The organism is Novosphingobium sp. ERN07 (assembly GCF_012641335.1).
GTDB lineage: Bacteria > Pseudomonadota > Alphaproteobacteria > Sphingomonadales > Sphingomonadaceae > Novosphingobium.
The window spans coordinates 58485-82529 of sequence record NZ_JABAID010000010.1 but is presented as its reverse complement, the minus strand read 5'-3'; the positions used below and the strand labels follow the sequence as shown (position 1 = coordinate 82529).

Here is a 24045-nt window from a genome sequence, read left to right as displayed (position 1 = left end):
TCACCAGCAGCCGGGGCATTTTTTCTTATCGGAGGACCGCCTTGATCGGACCAGACGATCTCATCGCCCGCCACGGCATCCTGAACGCGCTCGCCAATCACAGTCGGGGGGTGGACCGGGCCGACGCCAACCTGCTCGGCAGCGCCTATCACGATGACGCCACCGTCGATTACGGCTTCTATGCCGGCCCCGTTGCCACGCTTGTCGATATCCTTGCCAATGCGCAAAAATCGGCCCTTCCCACGCTTCACCGCACGTCAAACTGCTGGATACAAACGCAGGGTCATCGCGCCACGGCGGAATCCTATGTCATCGCTTATGTCGAGGAGGCCGATCTGCAACGCTGGGTCATGGGCCGCTATCTCGACCGGCTTGAATGCCGTGAAGGCGATTGGCGGCTCACCCACCGCACCTACGTTCTCGATGGCAATGTCAACCGCCCGAACAGCGCCGTCCGCGCCGATCCGACGACCGGCTTCGAACACTTCCTGCCGGCAGGCGGCAAAGGCGCCGCCGATCCGGGCCGCGCCCTGCTTGCCCTTCATGCCGCCAGTGCAAGGAACACCTCGATGACGCCATCCGAAAACCGCGAAGCCGCTCTCGACGCCGCCCTCGCGCGCGCCGAAATCCACGATCTGCTCATGGCCTATGCGCGCGGCGTTGACCGGGCCGACGAAGCACTGCTCGCTTCGATCTTCACCGATGATTCCACCGTCATTTCCGGCGTGGTCAACGGTTCGGGCAAGGACTTCGCGCAGCAGATCACCGCCTTCGTATCGCAGAACCTTGAGATGTGCTTCCACTCGGTCGCCAACGAATGGATCGACGTGCGCGGGGATGAAGCCGTGGGCGAACACTATGTGATCGCGCAAATGGTGCAGTCGGGCACCGAAGTGCTCACCGGCGGCCGCTATATCGACCGTTATGTGAAGCGCGATGGCAAGTGGCTGATCCAGTCCCGCACCTTCGTGGCCGACTGGAACCATTCGCACCCCTCCACGATGGAGCGCGACGGGTTTTACGAAGCGCTCACCCATCGCGGCTGCTTCGGCGCTGCCGATCCCGTTTACGCCCACTGGGCCGCATAAGGAAAAGAACGATGGGCAAGATGGATGGCAAGGTCGCCCTGATCACCGGCGGCGCTTCGGGCCTTGGTGCAGAAGACGCGCGCGTTCTGGCGCGCGAAGGCGCAAGCGTTGTGATCACCGATATGCAGGAAGACCTTGGGCAAAAGGTCGCCGCCGAGATCCCCAACTGCGTGTTCCTGAAGCATGACGTGCGCGATGAAGGCCACTGGGCCGAAGTCGTGGCCGAAACGCTGCGCCGCTTCGGCAGGCTCGATACGCTGGTCAACAACGCGGGCCTTGTCCGCTTCGGCACGGTCGAGGCGCTGTCTTGGGCCGATTACAAGCTGCAAACCGACGTTATGGCGGGCGGCACGTTTCTCGGCTGCAAGGCCGCACTACCGCACATGAGCCGCGACGGCTCCGGCTCGATCATCAACATGGCCTCGGTCGGCGGGATCAAGGGCATCAGCGCCATCCCCGCCTATGCTGCCGCCAAGGCCGGGATCATCGGCATGACCCGCTCCATCGCGGTCCACTGCCGCGAACAAGGCTACCGCATCCGCTGCAATTCGATATCTCCCGGCGGCATCGTCACACCCATGACTGCGCAGGCGCTGGCCGAACTTCCCGAAGGCAACGCCGGGCTGGATCAGGCAAAAAACCACGGCATGGGTCAACCCGCCGACATCGCCAACATGGTCCTCTACCTCGCCTGCGACGATGGCCACCACATCACCGGCACCAACATAGTGATCGATAATGGAGAGACGATGGGCTGACCGCCCACCCTATCCAAAACACCAAGCGTCCGCAGGCACGCACGCGCGCATGATCCTCTCCATAACAACGAGAGGATCATTCGATGCAGACCCCGTCCCATGTGCCGGCCGACCGTATTGTCGATATCAATATCTACATGCCGCCCGGTCTTGAAAGCGATGGCTTCCACAAGGCCTGGAGCGACCTTTCTGCAAGCAACCCTGCCGTCGTCTGGACACCGCGCAACGAAGGGCACTGGATCGCACTGGGGGGTGAGGCTTTGCAGGACGTGCAGTCTGATCCTGGCCGCTTTTCATCGCGCGTGATCGTGCTGCCCAAATCGGTGGGCGAGATGCACGGGCTGATCCCCACCACCATCGACCCGCCCGAACACCGGCCCTATCGCCAGTTGCTCAACGCGCATCTCAATCCCTCTGCCATCCGGGGCCTTTCCGACAGCATTCGCGCCACTGCCGTCGATCTGATCGAAGGGTTTGCGAGCAGGGGCCATTGCAACTTTTCTGCCGAATATGCTGAACAGTTCCCGATCCGCGTGTTCATGGCGCTGGTCGGCATCGATGCAGCAGAAGCGCCAAAAATCCGCCACTGGGCCGAATGTATGACGCGCCCCGGCATGGACATGACCTTCGACGAAGCCAAAGCCGTGTTCTTCGATTATGTCGCCCCGCTGGTCGATGCACGGCGCCAAACGCCCGGTGAGGACATGATCAGCGCACTGCTCCACGCTGATCTTGGCGAAGGGCGGCGGTTGACCCGTGACGAGGCGCTTTCAGTGGTCACGCAAGTTCTGATCGCGGGCCTTGATACCGTGGTAAACGTGCTGGGCTTCATCATGCGCGAACTGGCGGAAAACGCTGCACTGCGCGCCGATCTGCGACAGCGCGGGGCGGATATCGTGCCGGTAGTCCACGAACTGTTCCGCCGCTTCGGCCTTGTCTCCATCGCGCGCGAGGTGCGCCACGATATCGAATTTCACGGCGTCCATCTGAAAGCCGGAGACATGATCGCCATCCCGACGCAGGTCCACGGCCTTGACCCGCGCGTGAACCCCGATCCGCTCACCATAGATCCCGCCCGCAAACGCGCGCGTCATTCCACGTTCGGTTCCGGCCCGCACATGTGTCCAGGGCAGGAACTGGCGCGCAAGGAAGTGGCGATCACGCTGGAGGAATGGCTGAAGCGCATTCCCGACTTCGCACTCAGCCCTGACAGCGACCTTTCACCCGTACCCGGCATCGTCGGCGCGCTGCGGCGGGTGGAGCTGGTCTGGAACACCTAGCGTATCGGATAGGTTGAGGCGAATCAGCTATCCGGCCATAAAACAGGCAGTGCTGCCGGTTTTATGGAGTGGCACACCGGAGAGTGCCATGCTGGACGCCATCGTTGCCCACGGCTTGCCCGAACAGATCGATGCCGAAGCCCTTGCTGCCGTGCGCTGCCCTGATGCGCCCAGCGTGCAGAAGATCGTGGCGGGCGATGCCCTGCCGCCGCCGCCAGTGCTGGCGATGGAAGAGCCAGCGTTCCTCGGCACCGAACCGGTCAGCGTGGGCCGCTATTTCGATCAGTCGATCTTCGAGGCTGAGATCGAGAAAATCTGGAAGCGCACCTGGCAATGGGTCTGCCGCGAAGATCACATCCCCGAACCGGGCGATTATTACACCTACGAAGTCGCGCACCTGTCCTACGTGGTGGTGCGGCAGGATGACATGTCGGTCCGCGCCTTCACCAATTCGTGCCTGCACCGCTCCACCAAGCTGAAGCGCGGCGAAGGCGTCGGTTCGGGTGACAATCTGCGCTGCCCCTATCACGGCTGGACATGGAACAACGATGGCACCCTGGCCTCGGTCCCCTGCGCCTGGGATTTCAAGCATATCGATGCGAAGAAAGCCAACCTGCCCGAAGCGCGCGTCGGCCACTGGGGCGGATTCGTGTTCATCAACCCTGCACAGGACGGGCCAAGCCTAGACGAGTTCCTTGCCCCCCTGCCCGAACACTTCAAGGGCTGGGACATTGCGAACCGCCATGTGGCGGTCCACGTCGCCAAGGAGCTACCCTGCAACTGGAAGACGGCGCAGGAAGCCTTCCTTGAATCCTACCACGTGCTGGAAACGCACCCGCAGCTTCTGAAGGGCGTGGGCGATGCCAACGTGCAGTACGATTGCCATTCGGACCACGTGACCCGGTTCTATGCCGCCAGCGGCGTCAACTCCCCCCACCTCGCACACCCCCTCAGCGAGGAGGAACTCCTCGCCACGATGATCCTTGGCGACAAGGATTCGCGTGGCGAGGGTCTTGTCGTCGGCCCCGGAGAAACCGCGCGCACCGTCATGGCCCGCCATCTGCGCAAGGTGATGGGCGAGGCCTACAAGTGCGATCTTTCCGCCGTTTCGGACAGCGAAATGATCGACACCATCGAATACCATGTCTTCCCCAACATGGTGCTTTTCCCCGGCCTTTCCCTGCCAATGGTCTATCGCTTCCGCCCCATCGGCACCGACCCCAACCGCACCCTGTTCGAAATCCTGTTCCTGCGCCCCAATCCCGAAAGCGGCCGCGTGCCCGAACCGCCCGAACCCTATCGCGTGGCCGAGCATGAAAGCTATGCCAGCGCGCCCGGCTTCGATCCCGCGATGGGCCATGTCTATGATCAGGATACCGACAATCTGCGCGCGCAGCAGGCCGGTTTCCGGGCGAGTGCAACCGGGGTCCAGAACCTTGGCAACTATCAGGAATCGCGCATCCGGCACTTCCAGATGGTGATCGACAAATACCTGAACGGAGAAGCCTGATCATGGCCTTCGATATGGAAGCCGAACTGCGCGATCTGTGCGCCCGGCGTGATATTCACGACGCGCTGTGCCGTTATATGCGCGGGCAGGACCGGCTCGATCCCGAACTGCACCGCAGCGCCTTTCATGACGACGCATGGGTCGATTGCGGGCTGATGCAGGGTAGCGCCGATGAATTCGTGGCCTTTGCCCAAGGTTTTCTGGCCGATCTGGATGGCAGCCAGCACATTATCGGGCAGGCCCAGATCGATGTGCAGGGCGAAAAGGCCAGCGGCGAAGTCTATTTCTACGCCTGGCACCGGACGCGCGAGGATGGCGAGGCGAAGGATCTGGTGGTCGCCGGTCGTTATGTCGACGAATACACCTGCAAGAATGGGCAGTGGCGCATCAGTCGCCGCCGCGAAATAGTAGACTGGGCGCGCACCGACCCGGCAGCAGACGGTTTCCTTGAAGGCAACCCGCTGGTCCGGCCGGGAAGGCGCGGAACAGACTTCAGCCAGACCCGCGACTGGCCAGTATAAGATAGAGTGATGAGGACGCCGAAATGACCGTTCACGAAACGATTTCCCGCTATTCCCCGGAGTTTGACGTTGCCGTGCGCGGCGATGTGATCACCGCTGACCGTTATATCACCAAGGACTGGATGGAGCTTGAGAACAAGAACCTGTGGCCGAAGGTCTGGCACCTGGGCGGCGTTCTGGCCGATCTTGAGGAAGAAGGCGATCTGATCCGCCACAACTTCGGCAAGGAATCGGTGATCATGGTCCGCCAGGCCGATGGCGGCGTGAAGGCGTTCTACAACACCTGCCCGCATCGTGGGAACCGGCTGGTGCTGGGCGATGTGGGTTCATCGCCGCGCATCACTTGCGGCTATCACGGCTGGCAATATGCACCCGATGGCACGCTGGTGCATGTGCAAGACCCGGACGATTTTGCCGGCGGCAACCCTTGCGGCAAGGTAAAGCTGTCCGAATTACGCTGCGAAACGTGGGGTCCGTTCGTGTTCTGGTGCATGGACGATGACGTTGCCCCCCTGCACGAATGGCTGTGGCCCTATACCGAACGGCTTGCTGGCTACAAGCTGGACAACTGGGTGCGCGTGCTGAACGTTTCGGCGGATTGCGATTTCAATTGGAAGATCATCCGCGACAACTTCAACGAAAGCTACCACCTTCCCACGATCCACCCGGAACTGGCGACCTTCATCAACGATGGCCTGCCCACCACCGTTTTCGAGATGTACGAAAACGGCCACAATGCGATGTGGATGATTGGCCATCAAGCCACGAGCCGCAAGGATTACGTCAGCGGAGACGTGCCGCCGGGCCTGTATGAAGCGGCCGAGGCATGGGGCATCGACCCCAAGGAATATCGCGGCCGCACCGCCGATATCCGCGAAGCCGTGATCGGGGCCAAGCGCGAACGCGGGGCAGATGCAGGGTATGACTACAGCGGCATGACCGACCAGCAACTGGTCGATTATTTCCACTGCACGCTGTTCCCGAACCTGACGATCACGATGTCGCCCGAACAGTGCCAGATCCTGCGCACCGAACCGCACCCGACGGACCCGGAAAAGTGCGTGTTCCAGCACTGGTGCCTCTATCCGCCGAATGCAAAGATGAGGGAAGTGGTCACGCCGGTCGGCCCGGCCCCGCTGAAGCATGACGCGATCCAGCGCCATTCGACATATGGCGATGGCATTTCGGTGGGCTATGTGGCCGATCAGGATCTGTCGATCGGCACCACGCAGCAACAGGGCCTCAATTCACGCGGCTTCAAGGGTTGCCTGCTGCCGGGGCAGGAAAAGCGCGTTCAGCGTTTCCACGAAAAGCTGAACGACATGGTGCTGGGCCACCCGACGGCGGCGGTAGGCTGAAAGCAAACGATACCATCCTTGCGCCCCCGCCCTTCGACTGACCGACAGGTCGGTCGCTCAGGATAAACTTCCGGCAAAGCCGGAAGGCGGGGGCGCAGCACGATGCTGTGTGGGATGAGAGGATGACATGATCGACACAACCGTAACCCCCGGCCAGACAGGCCCGCACCTGATGCAAGCAGCTTTCATCGTCGATGACGTGGAAGCCGCGGCAAAGGCGTGGATCGCCACCACCGGCATCGGCCCGTTCTTTCTGGTGCCGCATATCGAACTGGCTGAGGCGACCTATCGCGGGGCACCGTCCGATGGCATCGACTTCTCGGTCGCGCTGGCGCAGTCGGGCGGCACGCAGATCGAACTGATCCAGCAGCATTGTGATCGCCCCAGCGCCTATCGCGATACCATCGCCAAGGGGCAGCAGGGTTTCCACCACTTCTGCATCTATACCGCCGATTACGATGCCTGCCGCCAGCGCTATGTCGATCAGGGCTTTGCCGTGGCCATCGATGGCAAATTCGGTGCGATGCGCTTCTGCTATGTCGATACATCGCCCGCCTTGGGCTGCATGATCGAGATCGTCGAGGAAGACGCATCGCAGTCCGCCGCCTTCACCCGCATTGCGCAAGCAGCGGCGGATTGGGATGGTGTTACCGATCCGATCCGTCCCCTTTTCACATGATTTGTTCATGAATTGTTCCGGCATGTTTCCCCGGGGAAACACTGCGCAGATCAAAATAAAATGATTTAAGTGTTTGAGAGGAAATAATAAATGAAATGCTCTGTCGAAGATCGCCTCGCCATTCAGGACTTGATGGTGGCCTATGCCCACGCGGTTGACACGGTCAGCGATATCGACGCGGTGCTGGATGTTTTCACGCCCGACGCGGTTTTCGATCTTTCCGGCATCGGCCTTGCCCCGCAGCTTGGCCACGAGGGTATCCGCGCCTTCTTCACCAATGTGTTCGCCAACATGGAACACCACGCCCACTATCTGACGAACTTTGCCCTGACCGCCTTCGATGGCGATACCGCATCGATGCGCGCCTATGTGATCGGCATGGGGCAAGGCAAGGATGGCCGGGCGGTTACCGTCAACGGGCGCTACTATTTTGACGTGCGCCGCACCGAAGCGGGCTGGAAAGCCACGCGCTATACGATGGATTTCCTGATGCCGCTCAGCGGCACGCTCGATAACGCCAAATAACTATAAAACCGGCGAAACGTCGGACCAAACCTTGCCGGTGCGCTGGGGAGAACAGCACCGGATCACAGGAGAGCTGCATCATGGCGACCTATCTTGAAATCCCCAATCCGGGGGCGACCTACCCCACCGATCCGCAAGCCGAATTCCCCAAGGCGCGCGGCGATGCGATTACCGGCGACCGTTACTGGTCCAAGGAATTTGCCGATAAGGAATGGGAGCATATGTGGAAGCGCGTCTGGCACGTGGCCGGGCGCACATCGCAGCTTGAAGAGCCGGGCGATTTCATCACCCACAACTTCCTGCGCCAGTCGGTTATCGCGGTGCGGCAGAAGGACGGCGGCATTCGCGCCTTCCACAACGTGTGCCGACATCGTGGCAATCGCCTTGTTTCCACATCCGAAGGCGGCGTGGCCGAACATTTCACCTGCCCCTACCACGGGTGGAAGTGGAACATCGACGGCGCGCTGGATTGGGTGCAGGACGAGGAGGATTTCCGGCAGGGCAGCCCTTGCGGCAAGCTGCGGATGAAGGAAGTGCCGTGCGAGGTCTGGGGCGGTTTCATCTTCTACAGCTTTGATCCCAATGCGGTGCCGCTGGAGGAATATCTCCATCCCATTCCCACGCTGCTGAAAAACCGCGATCTGGCCGATTGGAAGCGCGTGGTGTGGCGCACCCTGCGCGTGAACACCAACTGGAAGTTCGCGTCGGACAACTTCAACGAAAGCTATCACATCCCCTCGGTCCATCCCCAATTCGAAGGGATGATCGACGATCATTATTCCACCACGATCTTCGAGATGTATCCCACCGGACACAACCGCATGATCGAAAAGCTGCAACCATCGAGCCGCTATGTCGACGCACAGCAGATCAAGCCGCTGTGGGCCGAAGTGCTGAAGGAATGGGAGCTTGATCCCGCCGATTTCGAAGGGCGCGCGCAGGAAGGCCGCATCGCGTTGCAGCAGGCCCGCCGCACGCTTGGCCCGGCGCGGGGGTTCAAGCACTTTGACAAGCTGAGCGATGAGGAACTGACCGACCAGTTCCATCACACCTGTTTCCCCAACTTCACCATCACCGGCACGCCCGAAGGGCTGCACGTGTTCCGCACCGAGCCGGATCTGGAAGACCCCAACTGGTCGACATTCGATTACTGGTATCTCTCGCCAGAGATCGAAGGGCAGGACATTCCCACGATCTACGGCCTGCGCCCGTGGAAGGATGCCGAACACCAGACCGGCGATTTCGACGCCTATACCGCCGAGATAAAGCAGGGCGATTTCCTGATTCAGGATCTGGAAGTGGCGGTAACGCAGCAACAGGGCCTGCATTCGCTGGGGCACGACGATGCCTATCTGGCCGAACAGGAAACGCGCATTCGCCGCTTCCATGAAGTGATCAACGACTACATCGAAGGGCGGCGTTGATTGCCCGCCCATAGAAGAAGAGGAAAGCGCGCCCATGAATCCCGATCTCGTTTCGCTGCAAGGCAAAGTCGCCATCGTTACCGGAGCGGGCGTCGGCATGGGCGCGGCTACCGCGCGACTGCTGGCGGCGCGCGGGGCCAGCGTGGTGGTTTCCGATATCAACGCGCAAACGGCGGCGCAGACCGTCGAAACGATCCGCAGCGCGGGCGGGACGGCCCACGCCGTGCGCACCGACGTGGCCGACGAAGCGCAAGTAGAGGCGCTGGTGGCCGAAACGGTGGCGACGTTCGGCAAGCTGGACTGCGCGGTAAACAACGCCGCGATCACTCCCGATGTGTTGCCGATCCACGAAGCCGACATGGCGGTGTTCGACAAGGTGCTGAACGTGGATCTACGCTCGGTCATGCTGTGCATGAAGTATGAAATCCGCCAGATTCTGGCGCAGGGCACCAGCGGTTCCATTGTCAACATCGGGTCGGTCAGTTCGGTTCGCCCGCAGCCAAACAATGCGGCATACGTTGCGGCAAAGCACGGCGTGATCGGCCTGACGAAGACAGGCAGTCTTGAATATGCAGGCCGAGGCATTCGCGTGAACGCCGTGCTGCCCGGTGCAATCGACACACCGATGCTGCGCGGCGCGCTGGAAACGACCGGCTTTACTGAAGCAGATTTCGCGCCCGCGCTCAGCCTGTTCGGGCGCTTTGGCAAGCCGGAAGAAGTGGCTGAAGCGAGCGCATGGCTGTGTTCGGACGCATCGAGCTATGTCACTGGGCATAGTCTTGCGGTGGAAGGCGGCTATCTGACGCGGTAAGCATCTGATCCCCCCTGTTTTTGCGAATGCACAAACGGGGAGGAGATATTCGCTTTTGCGAATGACGGAGGGGTTTTCTATTGCCCCTCCACCACCCGCTTTGCGGGCGGTCCCCCTCCCCGCCTGTGCTTCGCAAAGGCAGGGAGGATTTGCATTAGCTGGCCGCGATATCGGCCACAACCGCCTCCAGCAATCGCACCGCATCATCGGGTGGGAGCAGCACTTGCAGCCCGCGCTGGCCACCATTGAGGAACACCGCGTCCCATAGCAGTGCAGTTTCATCGATCACCGTGGGCACGCGGCGCATCTGGCCGAAAGGGCTGACGCCGCCGATCTTGTAGCCGGTCAGGCGTTCGGCATCGGCGGGGCGCATCATCGTGGCGGCCTTTGCGCCAAGCGCGGCGGCCACGCGCTTGAGCGAAACCTCGCCATCGCTGGGGGCGATGGCGCAGGCGGGTTTGCCGTCGGCCAGCACCATCAATGTCTTGAACACCTGCGCCGGATCGACGCCAAGCGCATCGGCGGCGGCGCGCCCGATGCTGGGGGCGGCGGGATCGTAATCGTAGCTGTGCAGGTCAAACGCGATGCCTGCCTGTACCAGCGCTTTGGTTGCGCGCGTCACTTGTGCCATAGGGGTCGGCTTGTTGCAGATGGCGCACGTGCGCGCCAGTGGAGAGAAGACATGAGTGTCGCGTTTCGCCGCGAAGGCGATGACGAGCATCTGGAGCCGACGTTCGAAATCCCCATTCCGCCAGGTCCGAACCTGGTTACGGCGCGTGGAGCCACGCTGATCGCGGCCAAGCTGGCAGAGGCGGAAGCTGCGCTGGAAGGCGTGACGGACGAAGCTGAAGTGAAGAAACTGCGCCGCACGCTACGGTATTGGAGCACCCGCAAAGCGACCGCGGAACTGGTCGCGGCGAGCCAGGACGGCGTGGTGGGGTTTGGCTCCACCGTGCAGTTCCGGCTGAATGGCAAGGCGCGCACCGTTACTATCGTGGGCGATGACGAGGCCGATCCGGCAGCAGGGCTGATTGCCTTTTCCGCGCCACTTGCGCGAGCGATGATGGGAGCAGAAGACGGCGAACTTGTGGACTTTGCCGGGAAAGCCGAAGCGGTTGAAGTGCTGGCGGCGCGGGGCGCGGTGGTGGGCGCTGATGGGTGGTATCGGCAGTAGAGCCAACAAGCCCTCCCCCCCCCCCGGAACTTTCCGCTGGTGGGAGGGCAGGAAGTGAGAACACCGGCGTCCTTGGGACGCCGGTGTTTTTGTTTGGCTTACATCTTAACGCGGGCACCTGCGTAGAGGTAGCGGCCGACATAGCTGATCGGGTAGTTCAGCGATGCGATATCGGGCTTCTGGTTCCAGATGTTGTTGCCGCCGATGTAGAAGCGGAACTTGTCGTTCACGTCGAAGCCGATCTGCATGTCGTGCTGCCAGCGTTCCTTGAAGTAAAGGTATTCAGGCGCGACCAGATCGGGGTTGGCGGCCAGCGTTTCCAGCTCGAAACGGCGGGTCTTGCTGAACCAGCTGATGCCGTAGTTGATCGAGAAGTTGTCCATCTTCCAGGTGATATCGCCGGTGGCATTCCACTTGGGGCTGTAGGCTTCTTCACGATCAATATCGACCTGTGCGCCCGGCGTGGGGATGAATTCCAGACGATCCAGATAACCACCGACGAAACCGATGCTGAACGAGCCAAAATTGTCCGTGCGGAAGCTGTAGTTCAGCTTGAAGTCCGCGCCTGCCGTGCGGAAGTTTGCCACGTTCACCGGCTGCACGAAGTAGCTGGAGATATAGCCGGTGCTACCATCGCGCGTCACGTTCTGGCAGAACACGTTGTTCAGATCGGGCTGATCGACGCAGAGTTCGGCCAGATCCTGCGCGGTCGGCGTGTTGATGGCGTTGTCCAGCTTGATGTCCCACCAGTCGAACGAGGCGACGAGGCCGGGAATGAAGCTGGGACGCAGCACCACGCCCGCCGTCCAGGTGCGCGCCGTTTCTTCGCGCAGGTTGCGGTTGCCGCCCGAGAAACCGGGGAGGCTGACCGTGGCGGTCGGATCGTTTTCAGGATTGAACGCCAGGATCTGCGCAGGTGTGAGGCCCGCTGCCGTCAGCGTGGCCTGACAGTTGGCCGCACGGAACTGCGTGCCTTCGGTGATGAACACCGGATCGCACGGATCGCTGATGAACGAGAAGCCACCGTTGCGCGGGGCGAACAGTTCGGTGATGTTTGGCGCGCGCACCGCTTCCGACCACGTGCCGCGGAAGGTCACGTCAGGGATCGGCGCATAGGTGCCATCGACCTTCCACGTCGTGGTCTTGCCCACGGTGGAATAGTCGGACAGGCGGATGGCTGCACCGAACGACAGGTTATGGGCGAACGGCATGTCGCGCAGCACCGGCACCTGAAGTTCTGCGAAGGCTTCCTTCACGTCGAACTCACCCTGTTCGGGAAGCTGGAGCGAGAAGTCTGCCAGCGCGCCCTGCTGAAGCAGTTGGTCAGGCGTGAAGCTGCTGGTTTCCTTGCGGTATTCGCCACCGATGGCGAAGCCGACCGGGCCGCCCGGCAGTTCGAAGAACTGGCCGAAATCGCCCGAAATCGCACCTGAAACGACATGCTGGCGGATGCGTGCGCGGTTGGTGATATCGGCGTTTACCCAATCAAGCGCCGCCTGATTGCGCACGCCATTGCCCAGCAGGTTGAGCGGAAGGCAGCCGCTGTTCGCACCGGGGGTGAAGGTCGTGGCCGGGGCGTCGAAGTTGTTGGGATCGATGTTGCCGGTGGGATCGATGGTGCTGCGGCACACCACGTTGCCCGCGCCATCACGCACGGCATCGAGGGCTGCGAAGTAACGGTCGGCAATGCGGTAGTCGGTCAGCAGGATGGTCGACTTGGTCTGGCCGAAGACATAGGACACGTCATAACGCGCGTGATCCGAGATCTGGCCTTCGAACCCCGCGACAAGGCGGATCGTTTCACGGTCGTTGCGTTCACCGCGCACGCCAAGGTCATAATTATCGCGCGAGATCAGCGCGCCGCTGCTGGTATCGGCGATACCGGCATAACGATCCTGCAGATAGGGATTTTCCGGCGTGAGGTAGGTGAAGAAATCGAACGAGGGCTGCGCCAGCGTGAACGTGCGGTTCTTGACGTACTTGCCTTCGACATAGAACGACACAGCATCGCTGAAATCGTAGTGCGCCAGCACGTTGACGTTGTGAACGCGGTTGGCGGCCTGAAGGTCGCCCTGATACCCTGCCAGCGGCGTGCTGTCGCCGCCCTGCGTCAGGCCGCCGGCAGATGCAAGCAGACGACCGCGCCGGTAGCGCGTGCCCGAGCCGGTGAAGTCCGGGATGCCATCGAGATCAAGGTCGACCGCGCCATCGATTGAGCTATCGGCATAGCGCAGATCGTTGGTGGGGATGCGGTCTGGCACGTTGGGATTGTCGGGAATGTCATTCTGATTGCGCACAAGGCCAAACGTCTTGCGCGGATCGCCCGAAAAATCGCGCGCGGTGCCGCGTACACGATCAATGTCGCGGAATTCGTAAGACACGGCGATGTTGCCGCGCCCATCGGCAAAGTTGCGGCCATAGGTGACCGAACCGAAGCGCTGCCCGGCGTCGCCTTCGCTGGAGATGCCGATCTGGCCGCTGGCCATCAGGCCTTCGAAATCGCGCTTCAGCCGGAAGTTGACCACGCCCGACACGCCATCTGCGCCGTAGATGGCCGATGCGCCGCCGGTGAGAACGTCAACGCTTTCGATCAGGTCTGTCGGGATCGAGTTCACATCGACCGCTGCGGTGCCGGCAAGGCTCGACACATGGCGGCGACCGTTGACCAGCGTGAGCGTGCGGTTTTCACCAAGGCCGCGCAGATCGAGCAACTGCACGCCAACCGCGCCAAAATCGGCATTGGAGCCGGAGGTGCGGCCTGCGGAAAGCGAATTGAGCAGCGCCGGGTTCTGGGCCAGCGTTTCAACGATCTGGATATTGCCTGCCTGCTGCAACGTTTCCGATGTCACCGCCACGATCGGGTTCGGCGTGTTGTAATCGGCGCGCTGCTGGATGCGGCTGCCGGTAACGACGATGGTCTGTTCGCCCGCGTCATCCGCGCTCTGTGCTGCGGTGGTGTCAGAAACCTGTGCATCCTGAGAAAGCGCCGGAACGGACCAAAGCGTAAGAGCGCTTGCCGACATCAGCAGGGCTGACCGGAGTGAACTTTTGTTTATCATTGCGAGTCCCTGAAATTCATTACAGAACAATGTTATGAATTTGATCCACTCGCCAATGCGGGCATTTGGGTCAACCCAGAACCATACTTCAGTTGGTTTCGGTTGCGACGATAATCAACGAAGTGTGGCGAGACTGCCACAGAAATGCGTTCATTCTGGAATAAAATATGGCCTGCTTTCCCCTACGGAAAGCAGGCCTAAAATGGTAAATGTCGGACTGGTCAGACTTGGCTGAAACCGCCGTCCATCACAAATTCGGTGCAGGTAACGAAGCTGGCTGCCTCGGAGCACAGATAGACGACGCCGCCGCCCATTTCCTCTGGCCGGCCCATGCGGCCAATCGGGTGGCGCGCTTCCATCGCAGCCTGCGCCACTTCGCGCGAGGGGGCTGCGCCGAGTTCGACATACTTGTCCATGATCGAACCGAGCATGGGCGTATCGATCCCGCCGGGATGCACGGAGTTGACGCGGATGTTGTAACCCAGCGCGGCAAATTCAGCGCCAAGGCACTTCGACAGCATCTTTACCGCCGCCTTGCTGGTGCAATAGGCCGCGTTGAACGCCGCACCGCGCAAGCCCCCAACGCTGGAGAAGTTGACGACCGATGCCCCGCCTTTGCGCGCCTTGCCGCCCGCCCGAAGCAGCGGCATCAGGGTTTGTGTGCCGATGATGATCGAATCCACATTGATCGCGTTGACGCGGTGAAAATCGCTGAGCGGGGTTTCATCGAACTTGGTGACGATCGAATAGCCCGCGTTGTTCACCAGTGCATCGAGGCGGCCATACTTTTCCTGCACCAGAGCCGCAACGGCCTGCCAATCGGCCTCGCTCGTCACGTCATGCTTCAGGTAGTGGTCGGCGCCTTCGATCTGCGCATCAGGCGTCAGATCGGTGGCGATGACTGTGGCGCCCGCCGCCTTCATCGCCTTCACCAGTTCGCGGCCAATTCCGCCTGCGGCCCCGGTGACGACGGCCACCACATCGTTGAGAGCAATAGTCATTGTGCGGTCCACCCCCCGTCGATCACCAGCTCTGCGCCGGTCATGTAGCTTGAATCCTCGCTGGCGAGGAAGAATGCGGCGCTGGCCAATTCGCTGGGCTGCGCAAGACGACCAATCGGCGTGGAGCCGACGACGCCTGCCACCAGATCATCGGGCTTTTCGGCAAAGCCCTGATCGACCCAGCGCTGAAAACCAGCCTTGAGCAGCGGCGTTTCGACAAAACCGGGGTGCAGCGAATTGGCGCGGATCGGCATCTTCTTTTGCGCAAATTCGATGGCGATGCCCTTGGTGAACAGGCGCACCGCGCCCTTGGACGCGTTGTAGGCCGAAACTTCGTTCATGCCGACAAGGCCCATGATCGAGCTGACGTTGATGATCGAGGAACCGCCGCGGAAATCGGCACCGCTCGCCGCCATCATGGGCACGAAGTGCTTGGTGCCAAGGAACACGCCATCGACGTTGATCGACATGATCCGCCGCCAGCCTTCCATCGAAAGCTCTTCCACCGGGCCGGTAAGATCGATGCCTGCGTTGTTGACGAGTATGTGGCACTTGCCGTGGCGCTCTTTCACAAGGGAAACGGCGCGCTGCCAGTCTTCTTCCTTGGCCACGTTGGCGCTGATGTAGCTGGCAGCCTGCCCCAGACTGGCCATGACTTCGCGCGCGGTATCGCTGTCTTCGGCATCAAGATCGGACAGGACGACTTCGGCCCCTTCGGCAAGGAACCGTGTCGCACAGGCAAGGCCGATGCCGCGCAGGCCGCCCGATACGAAAGCGACGCGGCCCTGCAGGCGTTGTGCGGAAAGTTCCATCAAATCAAACTCCCATCATGCCGGCGGTCGTCGCGCCGTCGATCGCGTATTCCGCGCCGGAGATGAACCCGGCTTCGTCAGAGGCGAGGTAGGCAACAAGGCCCGCCACTTCGTTCAACTGCGCCATGCGCTTTAGCGGGGCCATGCCTTCATAGACCGCGCGGGCGGCGGCGGGGTCTGGCTGCGCGTTCATGATCTGCTGGATCAGGGGCGTTTCCACCACGCCCGGCAGAATCGCGTTGACGCGAATGGCATAGCCCTGCTGCCCGCAGTGGACGGCGGCGGATTTTGCCAGCGCGCAGACGGCGGCCTTGGTCACAGAATAGGTCACATAGTTGCCCAGGGGGCGCGTGGCGTTCATCGAGGAATTGACGATGATCGAACCCTTTGGCCCATCGGGATTGCGCTTCATGCCCAAAATCGCGTGCTGCACGGTGAGCATGACGCCGGTCTGGTTGACCGCGACGACATTATCCCAGCCTTCGATGCCGACATCTTCGATGCTGCCATCGCCGCTTTCGGTGCCGGCATTGGCGAACACGATATCGAGGCGGCCCTCAGTGGCGATGATTTCGTCAATCAGCGGTGCCCATGCGGCGGCATCCTGCACGCGGTGTTTGCGGAAGGTGGCGCCGGTTTCCGCGCAGAGCGCGGCGGCGGGTTCTTCCTTCGATCCGGTGAACCAGACTTTCGCGCCTTCCTGCGCCAACCGGGCGACCGTGGCCGCGCCGATGCCGGTGGTCCCGCCAGTGATGAGCGCGACTTTGCCTTCAAGCCTCTTCGACAATTGTTTTCTCCCGAAAATCCGCCTGCGCGGAATCCGCATGATGAATTGAGTGGTTACGCCCGGACGCCGCATGTGCAACCTATGCTTTCAGCAAGGTGACGCGCGCGCGAGGGAGCGGCAAAACCGGCAGTAATACCGGAATTTGGGTGAGGAATCATAATGGCTGACAGTGATCCCAACATGGGTGGTGGCAAGGCACGCTGCGAGGCGATTAGCTGGCAGGAACTGCTGGCGCAGGATTCGCGCCCAGCGCCTGCCATGCTGACCGAGGAAAGCTATCAGTATCGCGGGTCGGAACCGCTGGCGGCGGAGCGTTATACCTCCGAGGAATTTGCAAAGCTCGAACGCGAAAAGATGTGGCCGCATGTGTGGCAGTTCGCTGCGCGTGAAGAGGATATTCCTGAGGCTGGCGACTATACCGTTTTCGAAAACGCCGGCCGTTCGTGGCTGATCAGCCGTCAGGAAGATGGCAGCGTCAAAGCCATGCACAACGTCTGCCTGCATCGCGGGCGCAAGCTGCGGACAGAGGACGGCACAGCCGACAAGTTCACCTGCCCGTTCCACGGCTTTGCGTGGAACAAGGATGGCAGCTTCGACGGAATGCCCTGTTCGTGGGACTTCAAACACCTGACCGCCGACAAGATGGCGCTGCCTGAAGCCGAAGTGGGCCGCTGGGGTGGATACATCTTCCTGCGCGAGGAAAAGGGCGGGCCGAGCCTTGAGGAATACCTGGCCCCGCTGCCGGAGTTCTTCAAACGCTGGCGGCACGAGGAATGCACCACGGTAATCTGGGTGGCCAAGGAAGTTCCGGCCAACTGGAAGGTGACCGCCGAGGCATTCATGGAAGCGTGGCACACCATCGTCACCCATCCGCAACTGCTGCCGTTCACCGGCGATGCCAACAGCGCATATTGGACCTATGGCGACAATGTGAACGTCAACCATGTGCCGTTCGGCATCATGTCACCCCACGTTGATCCCAATGGCAAGACGCAGCAGTGGATCGTCGACGAGTTCTGCAAATACAACGGCCGCAGCGCTGACAACTATGACGCAGCAGGCGATCCCTTTGCCGTGACCGTGCCCGAAGGCATGACCGCGCGCGCAGCGCTGGGCGCGGCGATGCGCGCAGGCTATACCGCGCAGACCGGCTATGACCACGATCATGCCACCGATGCCGAACTGCTCGACGGGCTGGTCTACAACGTGTTCCCGAACTTTGCGCCGTGGGGTGGGTTCATGCCGAACATCGTCTATCGCTGGCGGCCCGGAAAGACGCCCGACACATGCCTGATGGAAGTGCGCATCCTTGCCCGCGTGAAGAAGGGTGATCCGATGCCGCATGGCGTGCCGATGAAGCTGCTGGGCAAGGACCAGAAGTGGACGGATGCGCCCGAAATCGGCGTGCTGGGCCATGTGTTCGAACAGGACATGGAAAACCTGCCGTTCGTTCAGGAAGGCCTCCATGCATCCAAGACCGGCGAAGTGAACCTGGGCGATTACCAGGAAATCCGCATCCGCCAGTTCCACCAGACGCTCGACAAGTACCTGAACGCCGAGGCAGCGGAATGAGCGAGGCAGCCGAAGCGCATCCACCACGCATCAACTGCGTGCTGATCTGCGGCGGGGTGTGGCATGACATGGACTTTGCCCGGCTTGAACTGCTCAAGCTGCTGGCCGAAGACCCTGCCGTGCGCACTCGCGTGTTCGAGGATTATGAGAACGTCGAGGCGATCCGCGCCGCCGATATCCTGATCACCTATACCTGCGATGTCACCCCTTCGCTCACCGCGCAGGAAGCCTTGCGCGACTGGTTGCAAGCGGGCGGGCGCTGGTATGCGCTGCACGGCACCAATTCGGTGCTGCGGCTGCTGTCCGAAGGGCCGAATGCGGGCCTGTGGGACGCACCGCGCTGGGCACCGCTGATGATGGATATGCTGGGTAGCCAGTTCCTGAGCCATCCGCCCATCGCGCCCTATACGGTGACCGTGGCCGACCCGGACCACCCGCTGGTGAAAGGGGTGGAGCCGTTCGAGACGACGGACGAGCTTTACCACATGGAATACCACGGGAAGCTTCACGTGCTGCTGGAAACGGACTGCACAGTAGAAGGCACCGGCTTTGTCGAGGCGAAGGACGCGCTGGGCAAGCACGCGGTGATGTATTTGAAAGACCACGGTAAAGGCGCGGTACTTTATAACACGCTGGGGCATTGCCGGGGGCATTACGACCTGCAACCGATGCTGGACTGGTGGCCAACGGTAGACCGCTGTGCGTGGGATCTGCCGGTGTTCTATGACCTGCTACGGCGGGGAATTGGCTGGCTGAAAGAGCGGCAGCTGCGCGACGGTTGATCCTGTTACAGAAAACGAAAAGGTCGGGAGCGATCTCGGCCTTTTTCTGTTGTTCCTTCACGCCACCTTGGCGAACCGATCCAGCGCGGCCTGCGGATCATTGGGCCAGCGCGATAGCATCAGCAGGCGCTTGTGGCCGTGGCCGATGAACAGTTCGTCGGTCACGCCCATGCCGCCGTGGAACTGGATCATCTCATGCCCCAGTTCGACCGATGCGGGCGCGATGAAGGCTCGCAGACCATCAACAGCATTGGCGAAACGATCGGATCCCTGGCTTACGATGGCGAGATTCAGCAGCGCGCGGGCCTGTTCGATAGCCGCATATTGCGCGGCCATGCGGTGCTGAATTGCCTGAAACGAGCCGAGCGGCGTGCCAAACTGCTGGCGCGTGCGCAGGTAATCCAGCGTAGCGTCGAACAGAAGCTGCATGATGCCGAGCGCCTCGGCAGAGCGGGCGAGTGAGGCCAGCGTTTCATTGTCGGCAACATCGGCAGCGCTTCCGCCAAGGCGGACGGCAGGCGTCGCGTTCAATTCGAGCGAGATGGCCAGCGCACCATCGACCGTGCGCCATGCGGTGCGCGTGATGCCGGGCGCATCGGCAGCGACGAGGAACAGCGCAACGCCCATCTCATCGCCCGCCGCGCTGCTTTCGCGCGCGGTGACGATATAGCCATCGACACCCGCGCCCGCTGGCACGCAGGATTTGGTGCCGGTCAGGACGCCATCGGCATCAGCGGTGGCGGCAACCCACAGGCTGCCCCCGCGCGATCCCTGTTCGGCATGGGCAAGCACGAGGCGGCGGCTGCCCATCGCCAGCGCTTCCATCCATTCGCCCTTCAACGCTTCGGGCGCGACCCGTTCGAAAAGGCGCGCAGCGACCATCACGTTTTCGATCAGCGGTTCGACCACGAGGCCCTTGCCCAGCGCTTCGAACACTGTGGCGATGGCTGTAGCATCCAGTGCCAACCCGCCGCTTTCGAAAGAGAGCGGCGCCGCGACGAGGCCGAGTTCGGCAAGCAGTGCCCACATTTCGGGCGAGAATCCGTTGGCCCCGGCCAGATAGGCGCGGCGGCGATCAAGATCATAGTGATCTTCGACGAAACGCTCGGCCAGTGCCTTGAGCATTTCCTCGTCTTCGTTCAGGTCGAAATTCACGTCCCTCTCCTCAAGGCTCATTCTGTAACAAGTTCGAGAGGCTAGCCACGCTGCGCAAATGACTAGGCGATTGCAACAATCCCGTCGTTGTTTCCAAATGGCTTGACCGGTAAGGATACGGCAATTGGGACAGGAGAGAACTGTGCAGCTTTCGGTGGAATCCATCGATTCGGTGAGGATCAGCGGGCCGCAGGACGTGCGCCGCGCAGCCGAAGCATTGCACGAAATCGCAATCGCCGCAGGTATGCGCGCCGCCCCTGCGCACGACATTGCCGACAAGCGCACCCCGGTAGACGCGGAAGGTAATATTCTGGCGCGCGACGTGTTCGGGTGGAACGATGAAAAGGTGTGGTGGCGCAATTCGCGCATCGCGCTCGATTCGCCGCTGACATCGGCCTGCCGGTTTGAAAGCGAACCCTTCTGGGTCAATGCCAACGGGTTCCACACCCGCCAGCCCAATCACTATCTGACAGCGATCGATCTGACGAACTTCGAAACGCGGGCGATGACGCGCGGAGCCATCGTGGTGCCTGTGCATCTGCCTTTCGGCCAGATCGGCGCAGTCAGCTTCAACCCGCTCGATACGGACATGACCGAGCTGGATGACGTGTTTCTGGAAAATGGCGACGCTTTTGGCATCTATGCGCGCACGTTCATCGCCAGCTACGTCCACGCGATGGGTTCGGCGCAGGCGCTGCCATCCGGGTCGCGCCTGTCAAAGCGCGAAGTGGAATGCCTGCGCTGGGCAGCCATCGGCAAGACCGACCTTGAAATCAGCATGATCATGAGCCGCAGCCGTGCGACGGTGCGGTTCCACATCCACAACGCATCAATGAAGCTGAACGCGGTGAACCGCAGCCAGACCGTGTTCAAGGCAGCGCAGCTTGGATACATTTCACTGGCCACCTGATCAGGGCACCGGAGGGGACCACATGTCAAAACAACCGTTTGATCCATTCGAGCTTTGGTCGGGCGCGCGATGGCAGGAAATGGTCCAGAAGTGGGAACAGGAAATCAACGGCTGGTCGGGCAAGCTGACGGAAAGCGAACAGTTTGGCGCGATGATGGGCCAGATGACCAAAGTGCAACTGGTGGCCCAGCGCGCGTTTGCCGAACAGATGGAATCGCTGCTGCGCAACCTGAACCTGCCCAGCAAAGCGCAGGTAGAAGCGCTGTCCGAGCGGCTTGACGCGATTGAGGATTCGGTCGACCGGGTTCGCTTGGCCGTGGAAGCGCTCGCCACGAAAACGCAGGCCACGCCGCCGCCACCCGAACCCCGCCGGACGCGCAAGCCGCCTGCGGCCACTTCATGAGCGAGGCCGATCAGCCATCGGCTGAAGCAGTGGCGGAGCGGGTCCGCCGGGAAGTGGACCGCGCGTTAAAACGCAACATCAAGGGCCTGGAATTCCTGACCGCGCCCCGGCAGGACGTGGGCGCGATGGCCAAGGATCTGGTCCACCGCGAAGGCACCGCGATGCTCTATCGCTACAGGCCGGTGACCGACGAGATCTATCGGTTGCCGCTGCTGATCGTTTCACCCCCCAGCAACAAGGGCTATATCTTCGATCTGGCACCGGGCCAGAGCATGGTCGAATATCTGCTGGGCCGTGGCTATGATGTGTTCAATCTGGACTGGGCCGCACCCCGGCGTGACGAGGCACATCTTGGGCTGAGCGATTACGTGGACCGCTTCATACCGGACAGCCTTGCCACCATTGCCCGAATTACCGGTGAGACGGACGTTACGCTTGCCGGGTATTGCATGGGCGGGACACTGGCAACGATCCAAGCCGCGCTTCATCCGGGCAATGGCGTGCGCAATCTGGTGCTGTTTGCAACGCCGGTTGATTTCACGCAGATGCACATGTTCCAGAAATGGTCCGACCGGCGGCACTTCGATGTCGATGATGTGGTGGACAAACTGGGCGTGATCCCGCCGGAGATCATGCTGGGTGCATTCGATCTGGCGCGCCCGGCGAACCGCACGGCAGGCCGGATGCAGCTATGGACGAACATGTGGAACGACGAGTTCGTCAAATCCTATCGCATGTTTGATCGCTGGGCCGCCGAAACGCTGCCGGTTCCGGGCGAATATTTCCGCCAGCAGATCCGCCATCTGATGTGGGAGAACGCGCTGCACGAAGGCACGCTGGAAATCGGCGGGCGCATGGCCGATCTTGGCAAGATCACGGTCCCGATCCTCAACATCGTTGCCCAGCACGATCACGTGGTCAGCCTTGATGCCGCGCGGCCTTTGCGTGACCGGACGGGCTGTTCCGATTATCATGAAATCGTCTCTAAGGGTGGGCATGTCAGCCTTGTGGCCGGCCCTGCCGCGCTGAGGCGCCTTTGGCCACTGATCGATGGCTGGCTTGCCGAGAGGTCCGTTTGATGCCCGATACACTCACATATCCTCGCACGGTAAAGGCGGGGACGCAGACCATCGAACTGCGCCTGCTGCGCCCGGACGACGCCCCGGCGCTGATCGCCTTTGCCCAAGGCCTGCCACCCCACGACCTGCTGTTTCTGCTGCGCGATATCCGCAATCCACGCGTGGTCGCCGCATGGATCGAACAGGTGGAGCGCGGGTTGATCCGCAGCATCGTTGCGGTGGAGAATGGCGAGATCGTGGGCTGCACCGCGCTGGCCCGCGACGAACTCAGTTGGTCGCCGCACGTTGCCGATATCCGTTTGCTGATATCCCCGCGGATGCGCGGCACCGGCTTTGGGCGGGTGCTGGCGCAGGAATGCCTGACGATGGCAATGGCTGATGGCGTATCGAAGCTGACCGCGCGCCTGACCCCGGATCAGGGGGCGGCGCTGACCGTGTTCGAAGATCTGGGCTTCCGCCCCGAAGCGCTGTTGCGCGATCATGTGCGCGATAACGATGGTGAACTGCACGATATCGCAATCATGGCGCTGGATCTTGACCGGCAGGGCGGGATCAAGACGCTTTACGGCATGGGCTAGGGAAAGAAGCCTGCAAACGGCCCCTTCGGCACAAAAGGCGCCCACTGGCCTTCCGGCAAGGCAAGCCGGTCGGCCACCGCCCAGAATACGCCGGGATTTGATACGAAGCCGAAATGGCTGCAATGCACTTCGATGTTTTCGGTCTGCGGATCGATCTGGCTCACGCAGTTTTCCCAAGCCGTGATCCCGTCCGAGCGCGAGAAGATCGCGCTGGATGGAACCGGCAGCGGATCGTGCCCACGGGCATAGCGCGCGGCTGTTTCGTCCGATGAAACCTTGTTGCCGGTCAACAGCTCATAGAGCGTGGTCAGGCTGGTCGCGCGCGGATTGCCGGTAAACGGGCTGCCCAGCGTGACGACCTGACGCAGCGCGCCATGATCGCGCCGGGCCGCTTCGCGCGCGATGACCCCGCCAAGGCTCCACCCCACAAGGCTGACCTTGCGCCCTGTCAGTTGCGCGATAGCCTCGATCCGCTCTGCCAGATGTTCGCCGTTTTCGCCGGCGGAATGCTGATCGAGATTCCAGCCCAGATCCCACGGAAACACCGCATAGCCCAGCTTGGCCAGATAGGCCCGCAACAGCCCTGTCATCGCATCGTTGGTCGCAAAGCCGGGCAGGACCATCACCGGATGCCCATCGCCTGCGGGCGCACGCAGCAACATCGGCCATGCCATCGCCAGCATCGCCGCTTCCGACAGGAAGCGTGGCGTTTCCATCATCGTCCAGCCTAGCTGCGGGCGTCTGATGTCTTCGTGTGATCTTGCCTGCATGGCTGGAAT

General features: G+C 61.6%; 24 protein-coding genes. 17 read left to right on the top strand and 7 right to left on the bottom strand.

Annotated features, from left to right (window positions below; translation table 11 throughout):
* Window positions 1-41 precede the first annotated feature (41 nt).
* From HGI47_RS14155 to HGI47_RS14110, 10 genes are all read left to right on the top strand, one after another.
* The gene (locus HGI47_RS14155) at window positions 42-1088 is read left to right on the top strand and encodes a nuclear transport factor 2 family protein (protein WP_168853416.1); all 1047 of its coding nucleotides are present in this window, start codon (window positions 42-44) and stop codon (window positions 1086-1088) included.
* An 11-nt stretch (window positions 1089-1099) separates the two neighbouring features.
* On the top strand, window positions 1100-1846 hold the full coding sequence (locus HGI47_RS14150) for an SDR family oxidoreductase (RefSeq protein ID WP_168853415.1): 747 nt from the start codon (window positions 1100-1102) through the stop codon (window positions 1844-1846).
* An 83-nt stretch (window positions 1847-1929) separates the two neighbouring features.
* On the top strand, window positions 1930-3126 hold the full coding sequence (locus HGI47_RS14145; protein WP_168853414.1) for a cytochrome P450: 1197 nt from the start codon (window positions 1930-1932) through the stop codon (window positions 3124-3126).
* Window positions 3127-3214: 88 nt separating this feature from the next.
* Window positions 3215-4636, top strand: coding sequence for an SRPBCC family protein (locus HGI47_RS14140; protein WP_168853413.1), 1422 nt, complete (start codon window positions 3215-3217; stop codon window positions 4634-4636).
* A gap of 2 nt (window positions 4637-4638) precedes the next feature.
* On the top strand, window positions 4639-5157 hold the full coding sequence (locus tag HGI47_RS14135; RefSeq protein WP_168853412.1) for a nuclear transport factor 2 family protein: 519 nt from the start codon (window positions 4639-4641) through the stop codon (window positions 5155-5157).
* Window positions 5158-5180: 23 nt separating this feature from the next.
* Complete coding sequence (locus HGI47_RS14130; RefSeq protein ID WP_168853411.1) at window positions 5181-6515, top strand: SRPBCC family protein; 1335 nt, start codon at window positions 5181-5183, stop codon at window positions 6513-6515.
* A 127-nt stretch (window positions 6516-6642) separates the two neighbouring features.
* The gene (locus HGI47_RS14125) at window positions 6643-7194 is read left to right on the top strand and encodes a VOC family protein (RefSeq protein WP_168853410.1); all 552 of its coding nucleotides are present in this window, start codon (window positions 6643-6645) and stop codon (window positions 7192-7194) included.
* Window positions 7195-7284: 90 nt separating this feature from the next.
* Window positions 7285-7719 carry a nuclear transport factor 2 family protein gene (locus tag HGI47_RS14120; protein WP_168853409.1) on the top strand — a complete coding sequence of 145 codons (435 nt, stop codon included), beginning with the start codon at window positions 7285-7287 and terminating at the stop codon, window positions 7717-7719.
* A gap of 80 nt (window positions 7720-7799) precedes the next feature.
* On the top strand, window positions 7800-9143 hold the full coding sequence (locus HGI47_RS14115; protein ID WP_168853408.1) for an SRPBCC family protein: 1344 nt from the start codon (window positions 7800-7802) through the stop codon (window positions 9141-9143).
* Between the two features lie 34 nt (window positions 9144-9177).
* The gene (locus HGI47_RS14110) at window positions 9178-9954 is read left to right on the top strand and encodes an SDR family NAD(P)-dependent oxidoreductase (protein ID WP_168853407.1); all 777 of its coding nucleotides are present in this window, start codon (window positions 9178-9180) and stop codon (window positions 9952-9954) included.
* Between the two features lie 154 nt (window positions 9955-10108).
* Here the strand turns inward: HGI47_RS14110 and ybaK are convergent, their stop codons facing one another.
* Window positions 10109-10585, bottom strand: coding sequence for a Cys-tRNA(Pro) deacylase (ybaK, locus tag HGI47_RS14105; RefSeq protein ID WP_168853406.1), 477 nt, complete (start codon window positions 10583-10585; stop codon window positions 10109-10111).
* Window positions 10586-10636: 51 nt separating this feature from the next.
* On the opposite strand from ybaK, the gene HGI47_RS14100 reads away from it, so the two are divergent.
* Window positions 10637-11128 carry a GreA/GreB family elongation factor gene (locus tag HGI47_RS14100; protein ID WP_168853405.1) on the top strand — a complete coding sequence of 164 codons (492 nt, stop codon included), beginning with the start codon at window positions 10637-10639 and terminating at the stop codon, window positions 11126-11128.
* Between the two features lie 98 nt (window positions 11129-11226).
* On the opposite strand, the gene HGI47_RS14095 is transcribed toward HGI47_RS14100, so the two are convergent.
* The 4 genes from HGI47_RS14095 to HGI47_RS14080 all read right to left on the bottom strand — a co-directional run bounded on the left by HGI47_RS14095 (window position 11227) and on the right by HGI47_RS14080 (window position 16787).
* Window positions 11227-14151: a TonB-dependent receptor domain-containing protein gene (locus HGI47_RS14095; protein WP_240950194.1), complete on the bottom strand. Its 2925-nt coding sequence runs from the start codon at window positions 14149-14151 to the stop codon at window positions 11227-11229.
* 257 nt (window positions 14152-14408) lie between these two features.
* Window positions 14409-15188 (bottom strand): SDR family NAD(P)-dependent oxidoreductase, encoded by a 780-nt coding sequence (locus HGI47_RS14090; protein WP_168853404.1) that lies wholly within the window; start codon window positions 15186-15188, stop codon window positions 14409-14411.
* Window positions 15185-16000, bottom strand: a complete 816-nt coding sequence (locus HGI47_RS14085) for an SDR family NAD(P)-dependent oxidoreductase (protein WP_168853403.1) — start codon at window positions 15998-16000, stop codon at window positions 15185-15187. Before HGI47_RS14085 ends, HGI47_RS14090 begins: the two co-directional genes overlap by 4 nt.
* A gap of 4 nt (window positions 16001-16004) precedes the next feature.
* Entirely contained in the window at window positions 16005-16787 is a 783-nt protein-coding gene (locus HGI47_RS14080; RefSeq protein WP_206066210.1) for an SDR family NAD(P)-dependent oxidoreductase, read from the bottom strand.
* Window positions 16788-16946: 159 nt separating this feature from the next.
* Between HGI47_RS14080 and HGI47_RS14075 the strand changes: the two genes are divergently transcribed.
* Both HGI47_RS14075 and HGI47_RS14070 read left to right on the top strand, forming a co-directional pair.
* A complete protein-coding gene (locus HGI47_RS14075; RefSeq protein ID WP_168853401.1) occupies window positions 16947-18359 on the top strand; it encodes an aromatic ring-hydroxylating dioxygenase subunit alpha in 1413 nt (470 codons plus the stop codon).
* On the top strand, window positions 18356-19141 hold the full coding sequence (locus HGI47_RS14070; protein ID WP_168853400.1) for a ThuA domain-containing protein: 786 nt from the start codon (window positions 18356-18358) through the stop codon (window positions 19139-19141). Before HGI47_RS14075 ends, HGI47_RS14070 begins: the two co-directional genes overlap by 4 nt.
* A 57-nt stretch (window positions 19142-19198) precedes the next feature.
* Here the strand turns inward: HGI47_RS14070 and HGI47_RS14065 are convergent, their stop codons facing one another.
* On the bottom strand, window positions 19199-20296 hold the full coding sequence (locus HGI47_RS14065) for an acyl-CoA dehydrogenase family protein (protein WP_168853399.1): 1098 nt from the start codon (window positions 20294-20296) through the stop codon (window positions 19199-19201).
* 142 nt (window positions 20297-20438) lie between these two features.
* Between HGI47_RS14065 and HGI47_RS14060 the strand changes: the two genes are divergently transcribed.
* From HGI47_RS14060 to HGI47_RS14045, 4 genes are read left to right on the top strand one after another with little or no spacing between them, the layout of a single operon-like run.
* Window positions 20439-21206 carry a LuxR C-terminal-related transcriptional regulator gene (locus HGI47_RS14060; protein WP_168853398.1) on the top strand — a complete coding sequence of 256 codons (768 nt, stop codon included), beginning with the start codon at window positions 20439-20441 and terminating at the stop codon, window positions 21204-21206.
* A gap of 22 nt (window positions 21207-21228) precedes the next feature.
* A complete protein-coding gene (locus HGI47_RS14055; protein ID WP_168853397.1) occupies window positions 21229-21609 on the top strand; it encodes a hypothetical protein in 381 nt (126 codons plus the stop codon).
* The gene (locus HGI47_RS14050; protein ID WP_168853396.1) at window positions 21606-22688 is read left to right on the top strand and encodes an alpha/beta fold hydrolase; all 1083 of its coding nucleotides are present in this window, start codon (window positions 21606-21608) and stop codon (window positions 22686-22688) included. The genes HGI47_RS14055 and HGI47_RS14050 overlap by 4 nt, the downstream gene beginning before the upstream one ends.
* The gene (locus HGI47_RS14045; RefSeq protein ID WP_168853395.1) at window positions 22688-23266 is read left to right on the top strand and encodes a GNAT family N-acetyltransferase; all 579 of its coding nucleotides are present in this window, start codon (window positions 22688-22690) and stop codon (window positions 23264-23266) included. The genes HGI47_RS14050 and HGI47_RS14045 overlap by 1 nt, the downstream gene beginning before the upstream one ends.
* Here the strand turns inward: HGI47_RS14045 and HGI47_RS14040 are convergent.
* Complete coding sequence (locus HGI47_RS14040; protein ID WP_168853394.1) at window positions 23263-24036, bottom strand: triacylglycerol lipase; 774 nt, start codon at window positions 24034-24036, stop codon at window positions 23263-23265. The two genes, HGI47_RS14045 and HGI47_RS14040, sit on opposite strands and share 4 nt — an antisense overlap.
* Between the last annotated feature and the right edge of the window lie 9 nt (window positions 24037-24045).

What these genes read in the sequence shown, in the direction of transcription:
- HGI47_RS14150 (WP_168853415.1), top strand. Translation starts at nt 1,100, where the DNA reads ATGGGCAAGATGGATGGCAAGGTCGCCCTGATCACCGGCGGCGCTTCG.
- HGI47_RS14145 (WP_168853414.1), top strand. Translation starts at nt 1,930, where the DNA reads ATGCAGACCCCGTCCCATGTGCCGGCCGACCGTATTGTCGATATCAAT.
- HGI47_RS14140 (WP_168853413.1), top strand. Translation starts at nt 3,215, where the DNA reads ATGCTGGACGCCATCGTTGCCCACGGCTTGCCCGAACAGATCGATGCC.
- HGI47_RS14135 (WP_168853412.1), top strand. Translation starts at nt 4,639, where the DNA reads ATGGCCTTCGATATGGAAGCCGAACTGCGCGATCTGTGCGCCCGGCGT.
- HGI47_RS14130 (WP_168853411.1), top strand. Translation starts at nt 5,181, where the DNA reads ATGACCGTTCACGAAACGATTTCCCGCTATTCCCCGGAGTTTGACGTT.
- HGI47_RS14125 (WP_168853410.1), top strand. Translation starts at nt 6,643, where the DNA reads ATGATCGACACAACCGTAACCCCCGGCCAGACAGGCCCGCACCTGATG.
- HGI47_RS14120 (WP_168853409.1), top strand. Translation starts at nt 7,285, where the DNA reads ATGAAATGCTCTGTCGAAGATCGCCTCGCCATTCAGGACTTGATGGTG.
- HGI47_RS14115 (WP_168853408.1), top strand. Translation starts at nt 7,800, where the DNA reads ATGGCGACCTATCTTGAAATCCCCAATCCGGGGGCGACCTACCCCACC.
- HGI47_RS14110 (WP_168853407.1), top strand. Translation starts at nt 9,178, where the DNA reads ATGAATCCCGATCTCGTTTCGCTGCAAGGCAAAGTCGCCATCGTTACC.
- ybaK (WP_168853406.1), bottom strand. Translation starts at nt 10,585, where the DNA reads ATGGCACAAGTGACGCGCGCAACCAAAGCGCTGGTACAGGCAGGCATC.
- HGI47_RS14100 (WP_168853405.1), top strand. Translation starts at nt 10,637, where the DNA reads ATGAGTGTCGCGTTTCGCCGCGAAGGCGATGACGAGCATCTGGAGCCG.
- HGI47_RS14095 (WP_240950194.1), bottom strand. Translation starts at nt 14,151, where the DNA reads ATGTCGGCAAGCGCTCTTACGCTTTGGTCCGTTCCGGCGCTTTCTCAG.
- HGI47_RS14090 (WP_168853404.1), bottom strand. Translation starts at nt 15,188, where the DNA reads ATGACTATTGCTCTCAACGATGTGGTGGCCGTCGTCACCGGGGCCGCA.
- HGI47_RS14085 (WP_168853403.1), bottom strand. Translation starts at nt 16,000, where the DNA reads ATGGAACTTTCCGCACAACGCCTGCAGGGCCGCGTCGCTTTCGTATCG.
- HGI47_RS14075 (WP_168853401.1), top strand. Translation starts at nt 16,947, where the DNA reads ATGGCTGACAGTGATCCCAACATGGGTGGTGGCAAGGCACGCTGCGAG.
- HGI47_RS14070 (WP_168853400.1), top strand. Translation starts at nt 18,356, where the DNA reads ATGAGCGAGGCAGCCGAAGCGCATCCACCACGCATCAACTGCGTGCTG.
- HGI47_RS14055 (WP_168853397.1), top strand. Translation starts at nt 21,229, where the DNA reads ATGTCAAAACAACCGTTTGATCCATTCGAGCTTTGGTCGGGCGCGCGA.
- HGI47_RS14050 (WP_168853396.1), top strand. Translation starts at nt 21,606, where the DNA reads ATGAGCGAGGCCGATCAGCCATCGGCTGAAGCAGTGGCGGAGCGGGTC.
- HGI47_RS14045 (WP_168853395.1), top strand. Translation starts at nt 22,688, where the DNA reads ATGCCCGATACACTCACATATCCTCGCACGGTAAAGGCGGGGACGCAG.
- HGI47_RS14040 (WP_168853394.1), bottom strand. Translation starts at nt 24,036, where the DNA reads ATGCAGGCAAGATCACACGAAGACATCAGACGCCCGCAGCTAGGCTGG.